Here is a 5,267-nt window from a genome sequence, read left to right as displayed (position 1 = left end):
GATGAACAACGGCTGACAAGCAGATAAAAAAGACATTCATGATTTGAATAAAATCGTGAATGTCTTTTCTTATTGACTAGGGTTTTGTCCCAGCCTCTTTTTTATGCTTTTATTAAAATGAATTAATCGTTGATTTCATTCGTTAATTGTTCTAATTGGTCAACAAGGCCACCAATAAAGGCAATTGTATCTTTTAGCGGTTGGTCCGTTGTTATATCAACACCAGCTGTTTTTGCAAGCTCAACAGGCGATACAGAGCCACCTAATTTCAATGTTTCTAGCCACTCTTTAACAGCAGGCTCTCCCTCACGTAAAATACGCTGAGAGACCTGTGTTGAAATGGTCAATCCAGCGCTATATGTGTAAGAGTACAGTCCCATATAATAGTGAGGTTGACGCATCCAAGTTAAGTCTGCACCTTCATTAATAACAACATCCTCACCCCAAAATTCTTCTAGTACAGAACGGAATAATTGATTTAATGTCGACGCATTTACAGATTGTCCTTCATCAATTAAGGCATACACTTTACGCTGATAGGCAGCTTCTAATAAGTGTGTAACGAAGTTGTGGAAGTAGGTGCGTGCAATAATTGTTGAAATGACCCAGCGTTTGAAGCGGGCATCTGTCGATGTTTTTAATAAGTAATTCGCCATGAGCATTTCATTCATTGTTGATGGAGCTTCTACGAAATAAGTTGAAGACTCACTGTTGAACAGTGTCTGCTCGCGTTGTGCGTTGCGGAAATGCCCTGCATGACCTAATTCATGAGCAAGTACGAAAACCTCATTCATACGGCTTGTCCATGAAATTAGAATATAAGAATGATTACCATACGGGCTTGCACAGAAAGCACCTGTCGATTTCCCTTCATTTTGTGCAAAATCAATCCAGCGATGGTCAAATGCATCGTCAATCATCGTTAAATAATCATCTCCAAGAATAGCTAATGCTTTCTTTAAATAATCACGTGATTCTTCAACTGTAATAGCAGGTTCATATTCTGGGTCTAATGATGTTTTTAAATCAGCAACTGTTATCGTTTCTAAACCATGCGTTTGTTGTAATAGTTTTGCATAACGACGCATATGAGGAGCTAATTCTTTCATGATTAAATCAATTTGACGATTATACAATTCACGATCAACTTCTTGATCTGCTAATAAATAGTCTATTACAGAATCATATCCACGTAATGTGGCGATTGTTTTTTCCGTTGTAACATGTGTATTGTATGTTTTGGCAGTCGTATTTTCAAATTTCTTTAATTCTGCTGAAAAAGCATCAAATGCAGCGCGACGAAGTGCTGTATTGTCTTCGACTTCCCAATCACCTTCAAAGAGGTTATAGCTGTTTGGATAGCGCTTACCATTTACTTCAAAGTCAGGGAATTGAATATCCATTAACTTTGTTGTGTTATAAAGGCTATAAGGGGAATTAATTGTTTCCTGTAATGAAGCCAACGTTTTTTCGGCAGCTGGATGTAATAAATGTGCTTTGCGGTCTAATAAACGCTGCACATAATGCTGATACGTAGCATCTAGGTTTTGCGCTTGCTGCAATGTTTCAGTAGAAAGCGCTAAAATATCATTATCAACAAAAGATAGGGTAGCATTAACTTTTGCTAATGTTTGAGCCATTTTTGCGTAGCGTTCTTCTGCAACTACATTTGTTGCATCTGTTTCAGGATCTAAAAATGCAAATTCAACATAAGGTGTTAATGTAGTATGAAAATCTTCGTATTCCTTAATTAATGCAATGACATCTGCAGCTGTTTGCAGTTGCCCGTGCCATTTCGCTTCTAAAGCTTGAGCCTGTGTTAAAAAACTAGGTAAGACTTCATTAAATTGTTGTTCAGAAGCGATAAGTTGCGTTAAATCCCATTGTTCATTTTCCGGAATATCTTGACGTTTTGGTGCACTTTGTACCATTGTTCATCTCTCCTTTATGATTCGATGACCGAATTATTTTTATTATATATGAATATTCTTACTTTTTAAATAAATAAAAGAGAGTTGCAACAATGAATAGAAAATTGTTGCAACTCAACGGATTATTTTTTTAGCATAATTTCTTCTAATTCAATTGGATTAATAAGACGCTCGCCTTTATAGACATGCATATTATTAGCGGACATTTCATTTATTAATAAAATTTCATTGTTTTGTGAGTCGCGCCCAAACTCCAATTTCATATCATATAATTCTAGTCCCTTTTTTGCTAAGTCCATACGAATAAATTCCGATACATCACGCGCTAAATTTTTCATAAAATTATATTCGGGTAATGTCATAATACCTAATGCTTCAAGTGTGTCAGGTAAAATTGGTGGTAGCTCTTCATGCTCATCTTTTAGAACCATTTCAACTAATGTGTCGAGTTCTTCACCATGCTCAACAAATTCATTATAGCGCGCCTCAAAGGCCCCAATCGCGCGAAAACGACAGATAACATCAATACCATGTCCCCCAAATGGTGTGGTATCTTTAACGCTAATCGATGTGTGATCAGCATCTACAGATATAAAGTGCGTTGGCACATCTATCGCATTTAATTTTTTGAAAAAGTAAGCGGATAGTTGTGTGCTTGATAAAGCAGCACCTGGTACGGTTTTTAAAATGGATTTTGCAGCCGGCTCAAAGACGCCATTTTCCCCAGTAACGGCATCAGTGAATTGTATTTGCAAAGCACCAGTTGGTAGACGGTAAATGTTTTTATTTTTTCCTTTATAGATTAATTCCATCGAAATCACTCCTCCCATCTATTCGTATTGTAATCGAAATTAGAGTAGAATGTTTTAAAAAGAATAAAAGAAGGAATTTTATGTGAAAACGACGAGAAAAAGAAAAAAGAAAGCGCGTTTTAAAACGCACTTTCTTCTTTAAGCAGAATATTTAATATAAAACGGATGAATTTAATGTTTTAATTAGAATACACCTTGAGCTAACATCGCGTCGGCAACTTTAATGAAACCAGCAATATTTGCGCCTACAAGTAGGTTGCCTTCATGACCATAGCGTTTAGCAGCTGCACTTGATTCGTTATAGATATTTGTCATGATATTGTGTAATTTTTGGTCAACTTCTTCAAATGTCCAGAATTGACGTGCGCTATCTTGTGCCATTTCAAGAGCAGATACAGCTACGCCACCAGCATTAGCTGCTTTTGCTGGGCCAAATAATACATCATTCGCATAATAAACGTCGATAGCTTCAAGTGTAGATGGCATGTTAGCACCTTCACCGATAGCTTTTACACCATTTGCTACTAAAGTTTTTGCAGCTTCTTCGTTAATTTCATTTTGAGTAGCACATGGAAGGGCAATGTCACATGGAATGGTCCAGATACCTGTACAACCTTCTGTAAATGTTGCTTCAGGATGTGTTTCTACATATTCAGAGATACGAGCTTTACGTACTTCTTTAATATCTTTTAATGCTTCTACATCGATACCGTTTGGATCGTGGATATAACCGCTAGAATCACTTGCACCAACTACTTTTGCACCTAATTGTTGTGCTTTTTGGATAGCGTAAATAGCAACGTTACCAGAGCCAGATACAACGACTGTTTGATTTGCGAATGATTCACCGATTTCACGTAACATTTCTTCTACGAAGTATACACAACCATAACCAGTGGCTTCTGTACGAGTTAATGAACCACCGAATGCTAATCCTTTACCTGTTAAGATGCCTGGCTCATAACCGCCACGAATACGTTTGTATTGACCGTATAAATAGCCAACTTCACGACCACCAACACCGATATCACCAGCAGGAACATCTGTGTCTTGGCCAATATGACGATATAATTCGGTCATGAATGCTTGACAGAAACGCATGATTTCATTGTTTGATTTACCTTTTGGATCGAAATCAGAACCACCTTTACCGCCGCCGATTGGTTGACCAGTAAGTGAGTTTTTGAAGATTTGTTCGAAACCTAAGAATTTAATAATTGATTCGTTTACTGAAGGATGGAAGCGAAGGCCACCTTTGTACGGTCCAATTGCTGAGTTATATTGTACACGGTAACCACGGTTTACTTGTACTTTGCCATTATCATCTGTCCAAGATATGCGGAATTTGATGATTCGTTCTGGTTCTACGATGCGTTCTAAAATTGCTGCATCTACATATTCAGGATGTTGTTCAAAAACAGGTGCTAAAGAATAGATGATTTCTTTTGCAGCTTGTAAGAATTCCGTTTCGTGTGCATTTTGTTCTACTAATTTATTGTAGACGCTATCGATGTATGCTGTTGCTTCTGAGTTTGTTGTTAATGCTGTTACCATTTAAGAAAACCCCCATGTGTGTGTTTAAGTTTTTTGATGTTTCTATCGTAAAGGGAATTTTTAAAATTTTCAATCGTCAAAAAACTTAAATAATCAGATAATTTTAAATACATGATAAAATTAAAGGGTAGATAAATTCATTGTCGTAAAAGGCAATTGTACAATGAATGCTTAGAAAGGATGTGAATAAAAATGCCAAAAATATGTATCGATGCAGATGGATGCCCAGTTGTCAGTGAGACAATTGCTGTCGCACAAGATTTGGAAATGGATGTCGTTATTTTTTGTGATACTTCACATGAAATTGTAAGAGAAGGTGCCACGACCGTAACCGTTTCCAAAGGCAATGATTCAGCAGATTTCGCGTTAGTAAATAAAATTCAAAAAGGTGATATTGTCGTGACACAGGATTATGGACTTGCCACAATGGTGTTAGCTAAAAATGGTTTCTGTATAGATCAAAATGGGAGAGAATATACCCATCAAAATATTGATAGTTTATTAAATATCCGCCATGTAAGTAAAAAGATTCGACAGAATGGAGGGCGTCTTAAAGGGCCCAAAAAAAGAGCAAAAGATGCAAATAAGATGTATGGAATGAAATTTCGACAATTTTGTGAACGAATATTATTTATAGATAAATCAGATTGATTACATATCGATATGAGATTGATTAAAGTGGGTAAGTCTTTTTTTATATGAAAAATTATGTCATTTAACGTATTTTTTTAAAATGTCAAGTTTTGTATACCGTTTAAAATTCAGAATGAAATAGAAAAAAATTATATTAGTTGTAGGATATATTCCGAAAAGAGATAGTAATAATACGCAAATAAGATGAATTGAAAGTTATTAATTTTAAAGTATATGACGAATTGTAATATTAAGTGCACCACTCAAAATAAATAAAAAAAGACCCATTCAATATGAGCCTGTATAATTAAAGTTCCTACACCAAAATCAACAGGGG

At 35.9% G+C, this 5,267-nt stretch carries 4 protein-coding genes; 1 reads left to right on the top strand and 3 read right to left on the bottom strand.

Translation table 11 applies throughout. From position 1 onward, the window contains the following. Window positions 1-122: 122 nt before the first annotated feature. The 3 genes from pepF to gdhA all read right to left on the bottom strand — a co-directional run bounded on the left by pepF (window position 123) and on the right by gdhA (window position 4,297). Entirely contained in the window at window positions 123-1,931 is a 1,809-nt protein-coding gene (pepF, locus tag ACFSY7_RS10620) for an oligoendopeptidase F (RefSeq protein WP_380147811.1), read from the bottom strand. A 122-nt stretch (window positions 1,932-2,053) separates the two neighbouring features. After that, window positions 2,054-2,743 (bottom strand): phosphoribosylaminoimidazolesuccinocarboxamide synthase, encoded by a 690-nt coding sequence (locus tag ACFSY7_RS10615; RefSeq protein ID WP_020189651.1) that lies wholly within the window; start codon window positions 2,741-2,743, stop codon window positions 2,054-2,056. A 183-nt stretch (window positions 2,744-2,926) separates the two neighbouring features. Further along, window positions 2,927-4,297: an NADP-specific glutamate dehydrogenase gene (gene gdhA, locus ACFSY7_RS10610; protein WP_380147810.1), complete on the bottom strand. Its 1,371-nt coding sequence runs from the start codon at window positions 4,295-4,297 to the stop codon at window positions 2,927-2,929. A gap of 192 nt (window positions 4,298-4,489) precedes the next feature. Between gdhA and ACFSY7_RS10605 the strand changes: the two genes are divergently transcribed. Further along, a complete protein-coding gene (locus ACFSY7_RS10605) occupies window positions 4,490-4,948 on the top strand; it encodes a YaiI/YqxD family protein (RefSeq protein ID WP_380147809.1) in 459 nt (152 codons plus the stop codon). Window positions 4,949-5,267 lie beyond the last annotated feature (319 nt).

The organism is Kurthia populi (assembly GCF_042686175.1).
Lineage (GTDB): Bacteria > Bacillota > Bacilli > Bacillales_A > Planococcaceae > Kurthia > Kurthia populi.
Note: the sequence above shows the minus strand (reverse complement) of the source record. Positions and strands in the feature narration are given on the sequence as shown.

What these genes read in the sequence shown, in the direction of transcription:
- pepF (WP_380147811.1), bottom strand. Translation starts at nt 1,931, where the DNA reads ATGGTACAAAGTGCACCAAAACGTCAAGATATTCCGGAAAATGAACAA.
- ACFSY7_RS10615 (WP_020189651.1), bottom strand. Translation starts at nt 2,743, where the DNA reads ATGGAATTAATCTATAAAGGAAAAAATAAAAACATTTACCGTCTACCA.
- gdhA (WP_380147810.1), bottom strand. Translation starts at nt 4,297, where the DNA reads ATGGTAACAGCATTAACAACAAACTCAGAAGCAACAGCATACATCGAT.
- ACFSY7_RS10605 (WP_380147809.1), top strand. Translation starts at nt 4,490, where the DNA reads ATGCCAAAAATATGTATCGATGCAGATGGATGCCCAGTTGTCAGTGAG.